Origin of the sequence: Actinoalloteichus fjordicus (assembly GCF_001941625.1) — a bacterium.
Classification (GTDB): Bacteria; Actinomycetota; Actinomycetes; order Mycobacteriales; family Pseudonocardiaceae; genus Actinoalloteichus_A; species Actinoalloteichus_A fjordicus.
The window spans coordinates 6,705,612-6,722,515 of sequence record NZ_CP016076.1; the positions used below are offsets into that span (position 1 = coordinate 6,705,612).

15 protein-coding genes are annotated in these 16,904 nt (G+C 69.2%); 8 read left to right on the plus strand and 7 right to left on the minus strand.

Annotated features, from left to right (window positions below):
• Positions 1 to 8 precede the first annotated feature (8 nt).
• The 4 genes from UA74_RS28620 to UA74_RS28635 are packed head-to-tail and all read right to left on the minus strand — an operon-like array spanning position 9 to position 5,052.
• Positions 9 to 620 (minus strand): GTP-binding protein, encoded by a 612-nt coding sequence (locus UA74_RS28620; protein ID WP_075742955.1) that lies wholly within the window; start codon positions 618 to 620, stop codon positions 9 to 11.
• Positions 601 to 1,227 carry a DUF742 domain-containing protein gene (locus tag UA74_RS28625; RefSeq protein ID WP_075742956.1) on the minus strand — a complete coding sequence of 209 codons (627 nt, stop codon included), beginning with the start codon at positions 1,225 to 1,227 and terminating at the stop codon, positions 601 to 603. Before UA74_RS28625 ends, UA74_RS28620 begins: the two co-directional genes overlap by 20 nt.
• 37 nt (positions 1,228 to 1,264) lie before the next feature.
• Entirely contained in the window at positions 1,265 to 1,687 is a 423-nt protein-coding gene (locus tag UA74_RS28630; RefSeq protein WP_075742957.1) for a roadblock/LC7 domain-containing protein, read from the minus strand.
• Positions 1,684 to 5,052, minus strand: coding sequence for a sensor histidine kinase (locus tag UA74_RS28635; RefSeq protein WP_075766362.1), 3,369 nt, complete (start codon positions 5,050 to 5,052; stop codon positions 1,684 to 1,686). The genes UA74_RS28630 and UA74_RS28635 overlap by 4 nt, the downstream gene beginning before the upstream one ends.
• A 532-nt stretch (positions 5,053 to 5,584) precedes the next feature.
• Here UA74_RS28635 and UA74_RS28645 point away from each other — a divergent pair.
• From UA74_RS28645 to UA74_RS28665, 5 genes are all read left to right on the plus strand, one after another.
• Positions 5,585 to 6,625 carry an ABC transporter substrate-binding protein gene (locus UA74_RS28645; RefSeq protein ID WP_075742960.1) on the plus strand — a complete coding sequence of 347 codons (1,041 nt, stop codon included), beginning with the start codon at positions 5,585 to 5,587 and terminating at the stop codon, positions 6,623 to 6,625.
• 4 nt (positions 6,626 to 6,629) lie between these two features.
• On the plus strand, positions 6,630 to 7,397 hold the full coding sequence (locus tag UA74_RS28650; protein ID WP_075742961.1) for an ABC transporter permease: 768 nt from the start codon (positions 6,630 to 6,632) through the stop codon (positions 7,395 to 7,397).
• A 172-nt stretch (positions 7,398 to 7,569) separates the two neighbouring features.
• Entirely contained in the window at positions 7,570 to 8,394 is an 825-nt protein-coding gene (locus UA74_RS28655) for an ABC transporter permease (protein ID WP_232237532.1), read from the plus strand.
• A gap of 1 nt (position 8,395) precedes the next feature.
• On the plus strand, positions 8,396 to 9,238 hold the full coding sequence (locus tag UA74_RS28660; RefSeq protein WP_075742963.1) for an ABC transporter ATP-binding protein: 843 nt from the start codon (positions 8,396 to 8,398) through the stop codon (positions 9,236 to 9,238).
• Between the two features lie 835 nt (positions 9,239 to 10,073).
• Positions 10,074 to 11,735 carry a DNA repair helicase XPB gene (locus UA74_RS28665; protein WP_075742964.1) on the plus strand — a complete coding sequence of 554 codons (1,662 nt, stop codon included), beginning with the start codon at positions 10,074 to 10,076 and terminating at the stop codon, positions 11,733 to 11,735.
• 72 nt (positions 11,736 to 11,807) lie between these two features.
• On the opposite strand, the gene UA74_RS28670 is transcribed toward UA74_RS28665, so the two are convergent.
• Positions 11,808 to 12,935: a CapA family protein gene (locus tag UA74_RS28670; RefSeq protein ID WP_157434685.1), complete on the minus strand. Its 1,128-nt coding sequence runs from the start codon at positions 12,933 to 12,935 to the stop codon at positions 11,808 to 11,810.
• A gap of 189 nt (positions 12,936 to 13,124) precedes the next feature.
• Here UA74_RS28670 and UA74_RS28675 point away from each other — a divergent pair, with 189 nt between their 5' ends.
• Positions 13,125 to 13,520 carry a hypothetical protein gene (locus UA74_RS28675; RefSeq protein ID WP_157434494.1) on the plus strand — a complete coding sequence of 132 codons (396 nt, stop codon included), beginning with the start codon at positions 13,125 to 13,127 and terminating at the stop codon, positions 13,518 to 13,520.
• A 96-nt stretch (positions 13,521 to 13,616) separates the two neighbouring features.
• Positions 13,617 to 13,844 (plus strand): PspC domain-containing protein, encoded by a 228-nt coding sequence (locus UA74_RS28680; protein ID WP_075742967.1) that lies wholly within the window; start codon positions 13,617 to 13,619, stop codon positions 13,842 to 13,844.
• Here UA74_RS28680 and UA74_RS34360 read toward each other — a convergent pair.
• Complete coding sequence (locus UA74_RS34360; RefSeq protein WP_075742968.1) at positions 13,838 to 14,401, minus strand: family 20 glycosylhydrolase; 564 nt, start codon at positions 14,399 to 14,401, stop codon at positions 13,838 to 13,840. The genes UA74_RS28680 and UA74_RS34360 overlap by 7 nt on opposite strands.
• A 606-nt stretch (positions 14,402 to 15,007) precedes the next feature.
• Positions 15,008 to 15,682 carry a copper homeostasis protein CutC gene (locus tag UA74_RS28690; protein WP_075742969.1) on the minus strand — a complete coding sequence of 225 codons (675 nt, stop codon included), beginning with the start codon at positions 15,680 to 15,682 and terminating at the stop codon, positions 15,008 to 15,010.
• An 850-nt stretch (positions 15,683 to 16,532) separates the two neighbouring features.
• On the opposite strand from UA74_RS28690, the gene UA74_RS28695 reads away from it, so the two are divergent.
• Positions 16,533 to 16,730 carry a hypothetical protein gene (locus UA74_RS28695; RefSeq protein ID WP_075742970.1) on the plus strand — a complete coding sequence of 66 codons (198 nt, stop codon included), beginning with the start codon at positions 16,533 to 16,535 and terminating at the stop codon, positions 16,728 to 16,730.
• Positions 16,731 to 16,904 lie beyond the last annotated feature (174 nt).

Sequence of the window (16,904 nt, forward strand, 5' to 3'; positions counted from 1 at the left end):
TGCGATCGTCATCCGGTGGCGCGAACCGCCATCCACTGCCGCATCGCGTGCTCGACCAGCGTGATCAATGCCTGCTTGGTCGAGTCCCGATTCCGTGCGTCACACACCACGATCGGCACGCTCTCATCGATCGTCAACGCCTCACGGACGTCCTCGATCCGGTGATGCAGCACGCCGTCGAAGCAGTTCAACGCCACGACGTACGGCAGCTCACGGTCGTCGAAGAAGTCGATCGAGGCGAAGGCGTCGGCCAGTCTTCTGCTGTCCACCAGCACGACGGCGCCGATCGCACCCTTCACCAAGTCGTCCCACATGAACCAGAACCTGTGCTGGCCGGGCGTGCCGAACAGATAAAGGATCAGGTCGCTGTCCAGCGAGACACGACCGAAGTCCATCGCCACCGTGGTGGTGACCTTGCCAGGGGTGGCGCTCAGGTCGTCGACACCCACACTGGCCTCGGTCATCACCGCCTCGGTGGTCAGCGGCACGATCTCGGAGACCGAGCCGACGAACGTCGTCTTACCAACCCCGAAGCCACCCGCCACGACGATCTTCGTCGACGTGGTGGCGTGCTTGCTGGCGGCCGGAGTCCGCTGGGGTTCAGAGCCTGCGAAGCCCACTGAGCACCCTTTCCAGGAACGCGAGTGACGGCCCGTCCCCCATCACAAGACCGCTGTTGTGGACGAGAACCAAGCCGAGACTGGCCATGTCGCCGATCAGCACACGAACCACGCCGAGAGGAAGACGCAGATGCGCCGCGATCTCGGCGACAGAACGGGTTTCGATGCACAGACCGCAGATGGAACGGTGTTCGGCCAGCGACATCGAGTTCCGCTCTCGACCACGGTCACTCGTGGAGATCAACGCCTCGATGGGGAGATCATAATCCGGCCGGGTTCGGCCGCCTGTCCTGGCATAGGGACGGACCAGCGACCCGGTCTCCACCAGCGGATCCCGGCTGCTGTCGTCGTCTGGCTCGTACTCGGGCCAGCTCTGCTCGACCTCCTGGACCGGAGCCGAGGAGAAGTCGTCGAAGTCGCCGGACATGCTCGTCCCGAGCAGATCGGCGCCGGGCCCGCCGAACAGCGCCCGATCGGCGCCGCCCATCAGGTAGTCGGCGTCCGGGTCGCTCTGACCATCCCGCCCTCGACCGTAGAAGCCGTCGAAGTCGAGCTGGCCTGCCCACTCGCCGGCACGGCCGTCGCCGAAACCAGGTCCAGAGGTCATTGCCCATCACTCCGTCGAGGTAAGTGCGCCTGTGGGTTCACCGGCGAATCACACCCTGTAGTTGAGCACGTAGCTCCGGCGTGAGCTGCTGGCCGACGCGCTCGACCAGCAAGGTCATCTCGTACGCGACGAGTCCGATGTCACAGTTCGGCGCGGCCAAGACGGACAGGCAGGAGCCGTCGCTGATGGACATCAGGAACAGGAACCCCCGTTCCATCTCCACCACCGTCTGTGCGACCTCGCCTGCCTCGAACACGCGGGCAGCACCCTGGGTGAGGCTGATCAGCCCGGAGGCGACGGCAGAGAGCTGCTCCGCACGATCCCGGGGAAGCCCGTGGGATCCGGCAAGGAGCAGGCCGTCTGCTGAGACGACCACGGCGTGCGCGACACCAGGTACGCGACGAACGAAGTCAGTGATCAACCAACCGAAGGAACCTGGTTGCTGGGCGGACGCGGTCACTCCTGCTCCTCGTCGTGGCGGCTAGCGGACTGATGGGATGGATCTGTGGAACTACCGGGACCGGCCAGGGCGTCAACCCTGTGGTGCCTGCCCTTCCGCAGTCCTTGTTGGAAGTTCGACATCTTGCCTCGAATCATCTCTGCCGACCGGGGAGGCGCATCCGACTGCTCGGGTGCGGCCTGCCGCTGCGTCTTAGTCTGCGGCGCGACCGAGCCGGGCATCAACTTGGCCTTCGGCACGCGCTTTGGCAAGCCTGCCTGCGTCACGCCTTCCGGAGTCTGAGCGAGCACCGTCTTGGCTGCCTCCCAACCATCGTCACCTGCGGAATGCCATCCCTGGCCCTCCGACGGCGCCGCCGCAGGCCGCTCCGGCCGCGCCGGCTGGCGGCGAGTGGGAGACGGCGGCGGGGTGGCGGGAGGCTGCGAGTCCGCGACCGGCGGCGTACGCCCGGCACCGGGCGCCGCCTGCCGCTGGGGTGCCTGCTCCTCCTGAGCGGGCTGCGGACGCCTGCGGGAGGCGACCGGCGGCGGGGTGGCCGCCTCGCGTCGGGGCGGAGCCTGCGGCGGCGCAGTCGGGGGAACGCCGTTCCTCGACGGAGCCGCCGGGGCCGGGGTGTTCCTGGCCGAACTCTTGGACGCGGCGCCCTTCTGCCGCGCCGCCTGAGCACCGGCACCGTTGGCGGGCTGGTCCTGCGGAGTGCCGCCGTCGCCCGCCTGGAACCACTGGGACAGGACGGCCTCGTAGATCGGCAGTCGCTCCGTCGGCGCATCGAAGTCGGTCTGCGCCTTCGGCGCCTCCGAGGAGCGACCGTCCGCGATGGCCGCACGCGACACGCCGCCCTGCGAACGGTCGTTCTGCCGCGGGGCGGCCTCGGCCTGCGGGTGGTCCTGCTGCGGGAACTGAGCCTCCCACTCGTCCTCGTCCGGCTCCTGGGCCTCGTCCATGTCGGCGGCGGTGAAGTACGCCGTGTCCTCAGGAGCCGGTCGTCCGGCGGCGGGCCTGCCCTGCTGCGGCTGCTCGTCCTCGGCGGGGTCTCGGTAACCGCCGCGCAGCTCCGACTCGGCCGATTCGCCGTAGAAGCCGAAGTAGTCCGTGGAGTCGGCCCTGGCGATGTCGCTCAATGCCGGGTCGCTCGGCAGCTGCTCGCCGAACGGCTCCATCGGGCCGGGCTCGGGCGCCACCGACGGCAGTGCAGGCAGCGAGCCCGCCCCGGAGGCGGGTCCGCCGTGATCGTTGACCACGGTCGGCAGCGCGAGGTTCTCCCTCGGCGCCGCCAGTGCCTGCGTGCCGGTCTGGCCGCCGCCGCGCAGCGAGGTCGGCCGCACCACCAGGATCGACGGCACCACGACCAGGGCGATGATGCCGCCCTCCAGGTACTCGCTGCGCAGTCGGACGCGGATCTCGTGTCGCTTGGCGAGCTGTGCGACCACGTACAGGCCCATGCGGCGGGAGACCCCGACGTCGACCCTCGGCGGGTTGGCGAGCCGTTCGTTGACCTCGGCGAGCTCGTCGTCGGCCATGCCGACGCCTCGGTCCGTGATCTCGATGATCAGCTCGTTCTTCCTGCTGTGCGCGGTGCGCACCGTGACCTTGGTCTGCGGGTCCGACAACGCGGTGGCGTTGTCGAGCAGCTCGGCGATGAGGTGGACGAGGTCGTTGACCGCTCGACCCTGCACCATCAGCTCCGGCGTGGCCGAAACCGTGACGCGGGCATACTGCTCGACCTCGGAGACCGAGGCACCGAGGATGTCGGTGACCGGAACCGGCCGCGCCATCCGCCGCGTCGTCTCGGTGCCCGCGAGAACCAGCAGGTTCTCACTGTTACGCCGCATCCGGGTGGCGAGGTGGTCCAGCTCGAACAGGTTCGCGAGCTGATCGGGGTCCTGCTCGTCGCGCTCCAGCCGGTCGATCAGGCCGAGCTGCCGTTCCACCAGGGTCTGGCTGCGGCGGGAGAGGTTGACGAACATCGCGTTGACGTTGGCGCGAAGCAGGGCCTGCTCGGCCGCCAACCGGACGGCTTCGTTGTGCACCGCGTCGAAGGCCCGCGCGAGCTGGCCGATCTCCTCGCGAGTGTGGATGTCGACGCTTTGCACGGTGACCTTGGGAATGTCGTTCTCGGTCTCGCGCATCTGGGCGATGACCGAGGGCAGTCGCTCGTGCGCCACTTCCAGCGCCGTCTTCCGCAGCACCCGCAGCGGACGCAGCATCGACCGGGCGACGAGCAGCATCAGCACCAGCGCGCCGACGAGGAAGCCCAACACCAGGGCCGCGTCCCGGAAGGCGGTCATCCTGGCCTGGTCGGCCAGCGACTCTCCGCGCGCCCGCAGGTCTTCCTGGAGATCCAGCTCGACCTCACGAGTCAGGCCGATCGTGGTGCTGGCCGACTGGTCCCACAGCACCGAGTTCAGCCCCAGCGGGATGCCGTTCTGGTGCCGGACCAGGGTGATCCCCTTGATGCTGTTCACGTCGTCGACCGCAGGGCCTGCGACGGTGTCGCTGTAGAGGTTGGCCTCACTCGGGCTGGCGATGGCGTAGAACTCGTTGACCGCCGCCGAGAACTGCGCGTTGGAGGCCTGGAGCTGCTGGAACTGGATCTCCCGCAGCTCGTCCCGATGCCCGGCGGCCAACAGGGTCGCCCGTTGCTGAGCGATCTCCTCCTTGGCCCTGGCCAGTGCCTCCGTCGCCCTCGCTGGAGCGCTGACGGCGCTGTCGGTGATCGACGCGACGATGTCCCGGTTCATCTGCAACAGGAACTGGATGATGCTCGTGTAGGTCTTGATCGCCGCCGTCTCGGAGTACTCCGTCTCCCGGACGGCGCCACGCAGGCCCGCCAGGCCGCCGAGGCGCTCCAGCGCCCTGGTGCGACTGGTGATCACCTGGGTGTCGAAGTCGTCGAGCTGCCCGAGGCTGTCCCGCAGCCGTTGGACGTCCTGATCAACCCGGACGACCTGCTCGTCGACCGGCTGACCACCGCCCTGCCTGCCCCTGGCGATGTAGGACGATGCGACGTCCCGTTCGCGCTGGAGCTCGTGGATCAGGTCGGTGCTGCGCTCGACGACGTCGAAGCCCCGGACGTTGCGGGCGTACTCGTCGGCCGCGTCGATCTGGTCGAAGACTCGGAGCTGGCCTAAGAAGAGGGCGGCCAGCGTCGGGAGCAGCAGAACCGCGACGAGCTTGGTGCGCAGGCGCCAGTTCCGTAGCTGCCATCGGGCGCTGCGGGTCCCGCCGGACCCCTGACTGCTCTGCGAGGAGGCCTCAGCGGCCTCACTTGATGCCGCCGTCTCCTGGCGGTCTTCCACTCCTTCGCTCTCCAGTTCGAGCGGAGCGGGCTTTCTGCCCTGCGAAGGCTTTTCGGGGCGTGCCACGACTAGCAGACCCTCCAACTCGGGCAGGCGGAGAAATCGAACGAGTGTTCGACCTCGGACCTTGACTTGGTGCCCGACGGCGCGGAGACCGACCGATGCCCGGGGAGGAACGCCCCCGCGTCCCCGGCATCGGACTCTCGACGCAAGCCGCCGTCTCGCGGGTCGGGTCGACCATCGGTCGAACTCGCCGGACCCGCATCGATCACAGCGAAGGCCTGGAACAGCGAAGTCATCGACTCCGCCCTCGCCCTGGCCGTCACCACCGGACTCGCCATCACGCTCCCTGGTCAGTTCAGCAGACTGCCGTGATCATGCCCGCCGGGAAGGTCGAACAGACCACCCCATCAGGCGGCCAGCCGAAACTATACTCACACAACGCGACCCATTGCGTCCCCCGCCCGTAAAGGAAATGCACCCATTCGGCGGTACTAGATCGTAACTTAGACCAGGTCACACACGGGTTGTTAAGGCTGTTCCCGCCGTTTAGGGTGGCCCCACTCAGCAATAGAGTTGGCTTCCTTAAGGAGGGGGCATGGCCCCACGTGTGGGCTCCGGTGCGCCGGCCACCAAACTCGCCAGACCCGCCAGAGTCGCCACCGCCATCATGGCGACGGCAACTCTGTTCGCTACCAGCGCCTGCGGACTGCTCGATGGTTCCGCTGGTCAGGAGGAGAGCAGCGGCGACGGCGGAAACGGCGTCGTGGAGCAGGAGGTCATCCGACTGGGACTACTCCCGGTCGTCGATGTCGCCTCTGTGCACATCGCCATCGAAGACGGATTCTTCGAGGAAGAGGGCGTCGAGATCGAGCTCACGTCCATTCAGGGTGCCGCGGCGGCGATGCCCGGTCTGGAGGCAGGTGAACTCGACATCGTCTTCGGTAACTGGGTGTCGATCTTCGCCGCGCATTCGGCACTGGGCAACATCAAGCTCGTCGCCGACAGCTACTACGCGCTGCCCAACACCTGGATGGTCATGACCACCCCGGACAGCGGGCTCACCCAGCCGGAAGACCTGATGGGCCGGACCATCGGCGTCACCAGCCAGGGCAGCCTGGCCGAGGTGACCATCAAGTCGGTGCTGCGGGCCAACGACCTCGACCCGGACAACGTCAGCTTCGTCGAGATGGGCTACCCCGACATGGCGGCGGCGCTGGACTCGGGCCAGGTCGACGCGGCGCTGATGGCCGAGCCCTTCATCACCAACGCGGAGCTGGAGATCGGCGCGGTGCCGGTCTTCGACGCCGCCTCCGGCCCCACCGAGGAGATCCCGATCGCGGGCTTCGCGGCCAAGGACGAGTGGGCTGCGGAGAACCCGCAGACCGTCGCGGCCTTCCAGCGCGCCTTCTCCCGTGGTCAGGAGGTCGCCAGCTCCGACCGCGAGCGCGTCGAGCAGATGGTTCAGGAGTACGCGAGCATCGAGCCGGAGACCGCGTCGCTGCTGAACCTCGGCGGCTGGCCGACGACGCTGGAGGCGTCCAGGCTGCAGCGCATCCCCAACCTGATGCTGGAGTACGAACTGATCGACGAGCCGATCGAGGCCGAGTCGATGATCCTCTCGCAGCCGCGAAACTGACCTGATGCGTTCGGTTCTTCGCGGCCTGGTCGGGCTGGCCGGCTTTCTCGCCCTGTGCGAGATCGTCGGCCGGTCCGGCCTGGTCCCCTCGTACTATCTGCCCCCGCCCTCGGTGGTCCTCACCACGCTCGGCGGCCTGCTCGTCGATCAGAGCTTCCTGATGCACGTCGTCGCGACCGTGCTGGCCTGGCTGATCGCGATGGGCATCGCCGTCGGCATCGCGGTGCCCGCCGGACTGCTGCTCGGCAGCGTCAAGGCGGTGCGGGTCGCGACTCGCTCGGTCATCGAGTTCCTGCGGCCCATCCCGTCGGTGGCGTTGATCCCGCTGGCGCTGGTCCTGCTGGGCACCGGCCCGGAGACGAAGATCGCTCTCGCGGTCTACGCCGCGATCTGGCCGATCATGTTCAACACCATCTACGCGCTGGACGAGATGGACTCGATGATGATCGACACCGCGCGGTCGTTCCGGCTGGGCAGGCTTCGCACGCTGGCCACGGTGGCACTGCCCAACTCGGCGCCGTTCATCGCGACGGGCATCCGGGTGGCGGCCTCCATCGCGTTGATCCTGGTCATCAGTACCGAACTGCTCGCAGGCGGCAGGGTAGGCCTCGGCGTGTTCATCCTCGAGGCGAGTTCCAGCGTGGGTCGGATGGACGTCGTCCTGGCGGGCACCGTGGTCGCGGGCGCCGTCGGCTATCTGACGAATGAACTGCTGGAGCGGGCCCAACGACGCTGGCTCGGCTGGGACAACACCGTCGAGGCCGTCCGGTGAGGCGTGGGCAGAGTGGAATTCACCGTCAATTCACGAATTCGCCTTCTCCGACGATTCGAGAAGGCCTGCCGGACCGGGACGGCGATGAGCAGAGGCAGGGCCGGTCGATGAGGGCGCCCACGAGTCCGACATCACATCGATGGTCGGCGTCGCAGCAGGCGGAGGTGAGCAGGTGACCGCGTCGGCGCTCGCACTCAAGGGCTTCGCCCAACGCTGGGTCGTCTTCGTCGGGCTCATCCTGGTGTGGGAGGTCGCCGCCCGCCTCGGCGAGAGCGTCTTCTTCCCGCCGCCGACCGAGATCGGCGCGACGGCGGTCGGCCTCTGGTTCTCCGGGCCCGCAGGCCAGCTCTTCCTCAGTGACACCGTGCTGGGCGACATCGTGCCCAGCGTGGTCCGGATGCTGAGCGCCTGGCTGGTCGCGGGCGTGATCGGGGTGTCGCTCGGCCTCGTGCTCGGGCGGTCGCGCACCGCGATGGACTACGTCGGTCCGCTGTTCTCCTTCGCGCGAGCGATTCCCTCGCCCGCGCTGGTCCCGGTGTTCCTGGCCCTGTTCTCGATCGGCACGCCCATGCAGATGGCGACGATCATCTTCGGCGTCGTCTGGCCCGTGCTGCTCAACGCCGTCGACGGTGCGCAGGCAGTGGACAAGACCAAGGTCGAGACGGCCAAGTCCTTCCGCATCCCGTACTGGCAGTGGATGGGCATGGTCGTGCTGCCCTCGGCAGGCCCCAAGATCTTCGCCGGGCTGCGGGTCGCACTGTCACTGTCGTTGGTGCTGATGGTCATCTCGGAGCTGGTCGGTGCGATCAACGGCATCGGTTACCAGCTGATCGCCGCGCAACGACTGTTCCGGTTCGACGAGACCTGGGCGTGGATCGTCCTGCTCGGGGTACTCGGCTACGTCTTCAACACGGTTCTCCTCGCGGTGGAACGCCGCGTACTGGGGTGGCAGCAGGCGCAAGGCGCAGGCACGAGCCTGGCCAGGACAGGAGGGTGACATGACGACGATGTTGCAGGTGACCGATCTCGGTCACACCTATGGAGGCGACGCGGGCTACACGGCCATCGACGACCTCTCCTTCACGGTGAACACCGGCGAACTGGTCTGCATCGTCGGCCCTTCCGGCTGCGGCAAGTCGACGCTGTTGCGCGCGGTGTCCGGGCTGCACCGCCCCAGCCGAGGGACGGTGCGGTTGCAGGACGACCCGGTGAACGGCGTCCCCGAGGACCTCGCCGTCGTGTTCCAGGACTACAGCCGGTCGCTCTTTCCCTGGCTGACCGTGGCGGGCAATGTGGAGTTCCCGCTGCGCAGCCGGGGTATTCCGGCCGCACAGCGCAAGGAGCGCGCCGCCGAGGCGCTCGAAGCCGTCGGGCTCTCTGCCGCCGCGGCGAAGTACCCTCGGCAGCTCTCCGGCGGCATGCAGCAGCGGGTCTCCATCGCCAGGGCACTGGCGTGCAGGCCCGCCCTGCTGCTGATGGACGAGCCCTTCGCCTCGGTGGACGCCCAGACCAGGGCCGAACTGGAGGACCTGCTGTTGAAGGTCCAGCGCGAACAGGACACCACGGTGCTGCTGGTCACCCACGACATCGACGAGAGCGTGTACCTGGCGCACCGGGTCCTGGTGCTGTCCACCGCGCCCGCGTCGGTGGTCGCCGACCTCCCGGTCGACCTCCCGCCGGAACGGGATCAGATCACCACCAAGGAGGACCCTCGCTTCATCGAGCTGCGTGGCGAGGTCGCGCGGCTGCTGCGCCGCCCCGAGAACGTGCCGGTCGTGGCGGACGCCGAGGGCGCGGCCGACTCGGTCGACGTCGAGCCCGTGGTCGCGGCGAAGTCCTGACCCGACGCGGCTAGCACGGCAGGCCCGTTCGGCCCGCTCGACACGGCAGGCTCCTCGACACGTCGTGACGGTCCGGGCCGGTCGTCCGCGCAGGCCAGGCGCGGGTGCTCCGCCGTCCAGGCAGGAAGGCCCGGTGTGCTGCCACACCGGGCCTTCGCATTCCTCGCCGCGCCGACCCGGCGCCTCGACGTGACACGGATCGCAGTGTCCGTCGCCGTAGCGGGCGTCCCTCGACGCAGCACCACACACCTGCGCGGCCGACGAACGGGCCTCTCCACCGGGTGCCACGGGCGTCACGGCGACCGGCCCGGTCACGCACACCGGCCGCCCGGCTCCGATTCACGACACCGGTCGGCAGGCCCAGCCCTCGAAGCCGACGTCGTGCGCGCCGTCGGCACGTCGACCAGGCCCGATCCCGGCTCGGCGCACGGCTGGGACGCTCCGGGCGGCGTGGCCACCTGGCACACTCGGGCGAGGCAGCCGGGCCGAGCACGGATCGAGATCGACGGCCGGACTCGGACCGGCCCGCCACCTGCGGACACCCTCGCCGCGAGCAGGCGGCCGACCCCACGCGGAGCAGGCCTGAGAGCCTGTCTTCGGTCCCCCTGGAGTCGTGAGCGGGGATCAGCGTGGATGAGCTGCCAGGCGGAAGCAGGAGACATGACGGAGTCATGTCTCCTGACGACGACAACGCCGCAGATCGCCGCTGCCTGCCCCGCGCAACAGGAAAGCGGGGATCAAAGACAGGCTCTGAGAACAGTCGAGCGGGAAGAACGGGCCTGGACAGGCACACTGGACAAGCGCACTGACCGCCAGAGCAAGGAGCACGAACGCGGTGACCGACGGCCCACTGATCGTCCAGTCAGACAAGACGCTGCTGCTGGAGATCGACCACGCCCGATCGAACGACGCGCGGATCGCCATCGCGCCCTTCGCCGAGTTGGAACGCGCGCCGGAGCACGTGCACACGTATCGGATCACGCCGCTGGCGCTGTGGAACGCCAGGGCGGCGGGCCATGACGCCGAGCAGGTCGTCGACGTCCTCGTCCGATACTCGCGGTATCCCGTTCCGCAGCCGCTGCTGGTCGACGTCGTCGACACGATGGGCCGGTTCGGCAGGCTACGGCTCGTCAACAGCCCGGTGCACGGCCTGGTCCTGGAGTCGCTCGACCGAGCCGTGCTCACCGAGGTCCTGCGGAACAAGAAGATCGCTCCGATGCTCGGCGATCGGGTCGACGACGACGTCACCGTCGTGCATCCCAGCGAGCGCGGCAGGCTGAAGCAGGCCCTGCTCAAGATCGGCTGGCCCGCCGAGGACCTCGCGGGTTACGTCGACGGCGAGGCCCATCCCATCTCGCTGGCCCAGGACGGCTGGCAGCTTCGCGACTACCAGCGACAGGCCGTCGACGCCTTCTGGGCGGGCGGATCGGGCGTCGTGGTGCTGCCGTGCGGAGCGGGCAAGACGCTCGTCGGCGCTGCGGCGATGGCCGAGGCAAGCGCCACGACGCTGATCCTGGTCACCAACACGGTGGCGGGCAGGCAGTGGAAGCGCGAGCTGATCGCGCGGACCTCGCTGACCGAGGACGAGATCGGCGAGTACTCGGGGGAGCGCAAGGAGATCCGGCCGGTCACCATCGCCACGTACCAGGTGATCACCCGCAAGTCCAAGGGCGAGTATCGGAACCTGGAACTGTTCGACTCCCGCGACTGGGGCCTGGTCCTCTACGACGAGGTGCACCTGCTGCCCGCGCCGGTCTTCCGGATGACCGCCGACCTCCAGTCCCGTCGCAGGCTCGGGCTCACCGCGACCCTGGTCCGAGAGGACGGCCGCGAAGGCGACGTCTTCTCGCTGATCGGCCCGAAGCGCTACGACGCGCCGTGGAAGGACATCGAGGCGCAGGGCTGGATCGCGCCTGCCGACTGCACGGAGGTCCGCGTCACGCTGACCGAGTCGGAGCGCCTGGCCTATGCCACGGCGGACCCGGAGGAGCGCTACAAGGTGTGCGCCACGGCGCGGACCAAGGTGCCGGTCGTGCAGGCGATCCTCGATCGGCATCCCGACGAGCCCTCGCTGGTCATCGGCGCCTACCTCGATCAGCTCGACGAGCTGGGCGAGGCGTTGAACGCGCCCGTGATTCAGGGATCGACCAAGAACAAGGAGCGGGAGGCCCTGTTCGAGGCGTTCCGGAAGGGCGAGCTGCGCACGCTGGTCGTGTCCAAGGTGGCCAACTTCTCCATCGACCTCCCCGAGGCCTCGGTCGCTATTCAGGTCTCCGGCACGTTCGGCTCGAGGCAGGAGGAGGCCCAGCGGCTCGGCCGGGTCATGCGGCCGAAGGAGGACGGCAGGCAGGCGCACTTCTACTCGGTGATCTCGCGGGACACCCTGGACACCGACTACGCGGCACACCGGCAGCGCTTCCTCGCCGAGCAGGGCTACGCCTATCGGATCGTGGACGCCGACGACCTGCTCGGGCCGTCGCTGCCGGACATCGCCTGACGGCTGCGGACCGGGCGGGGAACCTCCGGCGACGACCGCGCGGCGCGGACCGAAGCGGCGGGCGGCGGGCGGTCAGCCGTCGTGACGGACCAGGCCGTCCTCGGCCGCTCCCCGACTGAGCACGATCTCCTCGATCCGCGTCGCGGCCGCGTCGTAGGCCGGGCTCGGCTCGGCGGTGGTGAGATCCACCAGCCGGACGGGCGGTCCGAGATCGACCAGCGTCGGGACGAAGGACGCCTCCGCGACGGCCCAGTCGTCCTCGGGAGTCCGCTCGAACGTGAAGTGGGCGGCCACACCCTCCTCGGTGATGCCGCGTGGCTCGGCATGCCGGGCCACGCTGTTGCCGAGCCCGTAGGCGACCCAGGTGTCCCCGATCTTCTCGAAGGGCTGCACCACGTGGGCGTGGTGCCCGATGATCAGGTCGATCGCCGGGTCGCCCGCCAGCTGCTCGGCGAGTTCGATCTGGGACTCGCTCGGCTCGTGCTGGTACTCCACGCCCCAGTGCAGGCTGGCGACGACCACGTCCGCGCCCGCCTCCTCGGCGGCCCGCGCGCCCGCCAGGATCTCGTCGGCGTCCAGCAGGTTCGACATCCACGGCTTGTCCGGCGGCAGGCTCGTGCCGGTGTTGAAGCCGAAGGTGTGCGACACGTGACCGACCTGCACGCCGTCGACGTCCCGGACCAGCGGAGTCGTCGCCTCCTCCTCGGTTCTGGCCGCGCCCGTCTGATCGATGCCGACCTCGTCGAGCCGGTCCAGGGTGCGCACGACGCCCTCCTCCCCCTGATCCACCGTGTGATTGGACGCCGTGGTGCAGACGTCGTAACCCGCTGCGGCGAGGCCGTCGGCGACCTCGGGCGGCGCGCTGAACAACGGCCAGCCCAAGAACGGGCCCTCTGGAGCCGCGAGCGGCACCTCCAGGTGACATAACCCCACGTCGGCGGCGGACAGCAGCGGTTCGAGTCCGGCGAACAACGGGGCGAAGTCCCGTCCACCGCCCGACTCGGCACCGTCCAGCTCGGCCTGTTCGGTGAGTGGGGGGTGGATCAGGACGTCTCCGGTCGCGACCAGAGAGAAGGAGTCCTGCGGCCCGGCGTCCGATGTCGACTCCTGTGCCGACTCGCCGGGCGCCTCGCCCACAGGTCGCGTCGGCGTGGCCACGACCGGGCTCCCGACGCACCCGGCCGCCATCGTCGCCACCATGCCTAAGGCCACCACAGTGGCCACACGAAAGTGTTGATCGCGAGCGTCGAAGCCACTAAACATGTACTGAAAGTAGCGCTAACACCCAAATCGAGCAGAAGGGCCATTCGGGCTATCGCCCAGATCGACTAGTCGACTATCATGATCCACGCCGCCGCTAACACTGAGTCACCAGTGAGGTGAGCGACCATGGCGCCCACTCGAAGCTTCCTCTTCTACCGGCGAGTCCGGGGACGAGACACCGTCTACGGACCCTGCACGAATCAGGTGGAGCTGAGCGAGGATCGCCGCAGGCTGTACCTGCGGCTGGCCTCCACCGCGCGGTTCGCCGTGACGCTCGACTGGCGAGGGGTGTTCTCGCTGATCGAGGCGCTGGAGACCGACACGACGCTCGGCGTGCCCTGTGTGCACGAGGAACACGGACCGATCGCCCTGCTGGTCGAGGTCTACAAGCGGAAGATGGCGCTCTCGCTGACCGTCGAGGACAGCCCCATCACGGTCGTCTTCGACTCGCGGGAGCTGGCCGAGCTGGTGGATCACCTGCGCAACGGGATGCGCTACCTCGAAGGAACCCGGACAGGGTGACGGGGAGAAACCCTGACGGGTCCGCAGAGCGGGCTAGGGGTCGATCTCGGGTGTCCGCCCGATGGCCTCGGGCCGCCGCCGAGCGAAGCTTGAGCCATGACAGAACACAGACTGGTCACCGACGCGAAGTCCCGGCTTCGAAGAATCCGTCGTAGCAGGCAGGATCGGATGCTCGCAGGCGTGAGCGGCGGCCTCGGCACGGCCCTCGGCGTCGACCCGGCGCTGGTCCGCATCGGCTTCGTCGTGCTCAGCATCATCGGCCTCGGCCTCGGCGTGGCCGCCTACGCCGTCTGCTGGCTGATCATCCCGGAGGAGGACTACTGATGCGGCCCGCCTCGCTGCCGGAGTCTCGGCCCGCCGCCGAGGTGCGCGCCCGCGGCAGACCCACGATCACAGGGCGAGTCCGCCGCGAAAGCGGTCCGTCCAGCGGTCGCTGCTCCACGCCCACGGCGGCCTGGCTCGGCAGCCGATCTCGTTCCCGCCGCATCAGGAACTCCGGCCCGTCCCGGTCCGCTGCGCTCCACACCGCCTCGGCCGCTGCGGCCGGGCTCGGGAACGCCGCGTAGTCGACTCGACGCGGACCGTCCAGACATCTCCGACCAGATCCGGGCCGGTGCACCGAGAATCCGGACGGCATCGGCCATCGGCAGTCCTGCGGGCAGCGGCTCGTAGCGATAGACGTCCGCGAGGGTGTGCACCCATCGCTCCGGAATCGGCTCCCGCTCGTCCGTCGACTGCCGTTGATCGAGGTACCACCGCATCTCCGGGCACAGCACCACGTCGAAAGCCCGCCTCGGCGGCGAGTCTGCCCGCCTCCTCGCCGCGCCAGGACCCGACCACCATGAACCATGAACTCGACTGACTCGTCGAGCGCCCGGCATCGACGATCTCGTCCCAGCCCAACACCCGCCGCCCCCGCGAACGCAGGCGGGCGGCAGGCTCCCGAAGCACTCTGCCGGTCGGTGCGGTCAACACCGGACAGCGCGAGTCGCGGCACCTCGCTCACTGTTCTCCCGCTGCTCGGTGGTCACCTCGTCGCCGCCGATGCAGATCCATTCACCGGGCCCGACAGCAGGCAACTGTTCGAAGCCGTTTCTCGACGAACCGCAGGCTGTCGTCCGTTGCCCGCAGCCCGGCTCGTCCGCACCCCGACCAACGCAGACGACTCCCGGCTCCGGACAGGCGCGGTCGGGGCGCGGCGGCGACCGTGCACTCGATCGCGAGCGTGGCCAGAGTCGCCGCGTAGGTGCCGATCTCCCGAGATCCTGCGGCGTGCAACAGCCCCGCCTACCGGGGCCGAACCCGGCGGGGCCGACGGCGGCGAGAGCCCAAGGGTCTGCCCGAACACCGAGCTGAGCCCGTGGGGACGATCCCGGTGCCCACTCCGGACGAGAGAGCGGCCTCCGGAGAGAGCACGAGCGTCCCGCCGTCGGACCGAGCCGGTCGGGGCCGGGACACCAGTGCGCCGCAGCGATCGTCGGGCGCGGTCACTGGTGCACCAGCTCCACCCAGCGACGCACGGCATCGGCCTCGATCGGCGAGTGCCAGTCCCGGCGGACGGCACCGCCGACGTGGAAGCGGCGGACGCCTCGCTCCCGCAGCCGCGCGACGTGGGCGGCGCGCAGGCCGCCGCCCACCAGCAGCAGCTCGTCGGCGGGAGCCAAGGCGTCGACGAAGTCGATCAGCTCCGGCCAGTCCCGCTCGACCCCGGCAGGGCCGCCTGCGGTGAGCACCGCGTCGCAGCCGAGCGCCTCGGCCTGGGCCCACGCGGCCCGCCGGTCCGTCGCGTTGTCCACCGCGCGATGAAAGGTCCAGCGGCAGCCGTCCAGCTCGGCCAGCAGAGTCAGACAGGCGGCCTCGTCCACTCGGCCGTGCACCGTGAGGAAGCCCAGCACGAACTCCTCCACGCCCGCGTCTCGCAGCTCACCCGCCGAACGACGCAGCCCGTCCAGGTCGTGCGGGAGGAAGCCTGCCGCGTCCCGAAGCATCACGCGCGCGGGCAGATCGGTGGCGGCCAGCACGCTGCGCACCGTGGCGACGTCGGGGGTCAGCCCGTCCGCCGCCATGTTCGCGACGAGTTCCAGCCGGTCGGCTCCCCCGGCCTGCGCAGCCTCCGCGTCCACCGCGTCGAGCGCGATGACCTCCAGCAGTCCATCGGCCACTCGCTTCGTCCCCTCTGCTCTGGCGCGGGTGCGCCGCCCACCGACCAGCCTAGCGGTGTGGTCTAGACCTCTTTGGCGGAATGGGCGGGTGGACACGGCGCGTCGGCGACTGCGGTCGGACCGCCGAGCGCCGTTCCCCCGAGGACTGGTGTGGCAGTCGACGGTCGACGGCATGGCCTGCTTCCCGACTGACGGTCGCGGCTGAGGACCCGACGGGGAACCGCGATCCCCACCCTGTCGGGTCGCAGCCGCGTCGGCCGAGTCCGGCTGCCCGGCCGAGCCGGGAGGGGCGGTCTCACGGGCAGGCGAATCGTGCCCATCGCGGCAGAATCTCGGTGATCCTCGACAGTCCGGCAACCTCCCCGGAACCCCGGCTGAACTGGACAGACAGGTCCACCGTCGAGATCGGACCCACCCTCCGACGGAAAGAGTTCAAAAAAGTTTGCCCGCAGATGTATCTGGCGGCCGGTCGCTCCCTCCTGTCTCACAGGTCGTTCACACGGCCGGTGGGGGGAAGCCGCGGATCGCGGTGGCAGGGGGAGCGGCAGGAGTTCGCTTGGGGGAGCGAATGCCACACGCCGTTCGGCTGCCGTGGTCCGCGGCGCGGTCCCTTCGCGGATGGCTGGGGGTGTGAAGGGGCGGGGGGGGGGCACGGCTGCCGACGGGTGGGGCGCACGGGGGACGCCCCACCCGTCGGCAGCCGCCTGAACATCTCCCGAACGATCGTGCGTACTGGGGGCAGTTCGCACTGATGATCACGCACGACATCTGTTCAGTAGCGCTGCGCCGGACGGGCACCGTTCCAAGATCGCCTGCGTCTTACCGGCCAGCCGACCAAGGGAGAAACAGCGTGACCAGTTCCGAGAAGCAGCAGAAGGTCGACATCGAGGAGTTCGAGGCGGAGTTCCCGCCGGTCCAGGAGGACGCCGCAGGCGAGGCCGGTGCGGCGACCGAGACCGAGGAGCGGCCCGGCCGGGTGCCACCCCGCAAGCCGACCCCTGGCGGGGGCATTCAGGACCCGGTGAGCGAGCCCGGCAAGCTCAACTGACCAACTGGTTTCTGTGATCAGTGCCACTAGTCCATTCGTGTGGCCGATGTATCTGGTTGAGATGTTGTCGCTCTTATCTACATAGGCCGGTTCCGCCCCTACTGCGGGCCGGAACCGGCCTTGCGGCGTCCTGGCTGAGACGATGGCGGACTGGGGGTCGGAAGGGGGAAGCAG

Bases quoted from the DNA above. Each gene is read 5' to 3' on its own strand.
- UA74_RS28660 (WP_075742963.1), top strand. From the start codon at position 8,396: ATGACGACGATGTTGCAGGTGACCGATCTCGGTCACACCTATGGAGGC.
- UA74_RS28645 (WP_075742960.1), top strand. From the start codon at position 5,585: ATGGCCCCACGTGTGGGCTCCGGTGCGCCGGCCACCAAACTCGCCAGA.
- UA74_RS28675 (WP_157434494.1), top strand. From the start codon at position 13,125: ATGGCGCCCACTCGAAGCTTCCTCTTCTACCGGCGAGTCCGGGGACGA.
- UA74_RS28680 (WP_075742967.1), top strand. From the start codon at position 13,617: ATGACAGAACACAGACTGGTCACCGACGCGAAGTCCCGGCTTCGAAGA.
- UA74_RS28670 (WP_157434685.1), bottom strand. From the start codon at position 12,935: ATGGTGGCGACGATGGCGGCCGGGTGCGTCGGGAGCCCGGTCGTGGCC.
- UA74_RS28625 (WP_075742956.1), bottom strand. From the start codon at position 1,227: ATGACCTCTGGACCTGGTTTCGGCGACGGCCGTGCCGGCGAGTGGGCA.
- UA74_RS34360 (WP_075742968.1), bottom strand. From the start codon at position 14,401: ATGCCGGGCGCTCGACGAGTCAGTCGAGTTCATGGTTCATGGTGGTCG.
- UA74_RS28650 (WP_075742961.1), top strand. From the start codon at position 6,630: ATGCGTTCGGTTCTTCGCGGCCTGGTCGGGCTGGCCGGCTTTCTCGCC.